1 protein-coding gene is annotated in these 1,164 nt (G+C 45.5%); it reads right to left on the bottom strand.

The genetic code is table 11. The annotated features are described in order from the left end of the window. Nucleotides 1–1,164 (bottom strand): ICP22 family protein (locus DCCM_RS18570; protein WP_165792083.1); only part of this gene is annotated, 1,164 nt, incomplete at both ends.

Consider the following 1,164-nt stretch of genomic DNA (forward strand, 5'->3'; position numbering starts at 1 on the left):
AACAGGCGCTTTCCTGTTTCGCTGGAGATAAAGGCTATCAGGCCGTTTTTGCCCTCCAGCCAGTTAAGCTTGTCCGTGCTTACTTTAAAGGAAAAGCTGGTGGGGGCGCTGCTGTTGTTTATTACTATGGTTTCCTTTACGCCGTTGTCAAGAACCTGATATTTCAGGTCGGTGGCGTTCATTATGTTGCTATATGTAATGGTGTCCCCGTCAACCCGGCCGTCTACGGATGATTTATTGCTATTATTATCAAAACTGTCATCAGTTGACGGATTGTTTTTTTCGTCTTCAACATCCGCTGCAGGCGAATGGTTTTCTTCATTTTCAACCCCGTCTTCAGGTGAAGGATTGACTTCTTCAGCGCCGGCACTGTCATCGTCGGCACTGCCGGACACGGAAGCTCCGCCTTCCTCGCCTTCGGCGCCATCTACCTGCAAAGTATTGTCTTCTTCAGCCCCATCACCGTCCATGGTTGAATCGCTGTTTTCCTCACCACCAACACCATATACAGTTGAAGTATTGTTTTCTTCAACCTCAACGCTGTCCGATGTTGGAGGGCTTACTTCTTGATTGTCAGCACCATCTACTGTCGAAAGGCTGCTATCCTCACCGCCGGCATTATCCGTGGCTGAAGGGTTGCTTTTCTTAGTGTCTACACTGTCAGAGGACAAAAGGCCGTTTTCCTCACCATCAACATTATCTGTAGTTGAAGAATTGTTTTCTTCCCCGTCAACACTACCCGTGGTTGACTGGCTGCCTTCGCCGGTTACAATGCTGTCTTCCGTTGAAGTATCGCTTTCTTCTCCGTCAACGATATCATCCGTTGCGGCAATATCTTCTTTATCGTTTACATGTGGGGTGTTTAAAAGCTCAAAGGTCAGTCCGGTATCCATATAGTTAAACCTTAAGGTTTCCCCGGAAAGCTTCTTTGGAAAGCTTGCTTCGAAGCCATTTGAACTGTTTTTATAGTAACCGCTGGAATCTTTTTCCGAAATAATATTATCCGTATCATTTCCAGGCTGTTTACTCAAATCGATCTCGGCTGTTATCGTGCCGTCTTCATTTTTGTAAAACTTGCAATCCTCATTACTCAGGGAGGTAATTTCTTCTCTTTTGACCTGTGGTAAATTAATGTTTTCATTTTTGCCATAGGACGCATACGAG

This window comes from Desulfocucumis palustris (assembly GCF_002933875.1).
Taxonomy (GTDB): domain Bacteria; phylum Bacillota; class Desulfotomaculia; order Desulfotomaculales; family Desulfocucumaceae; genus Desulfocucumis; species Desulfocucumis palustris.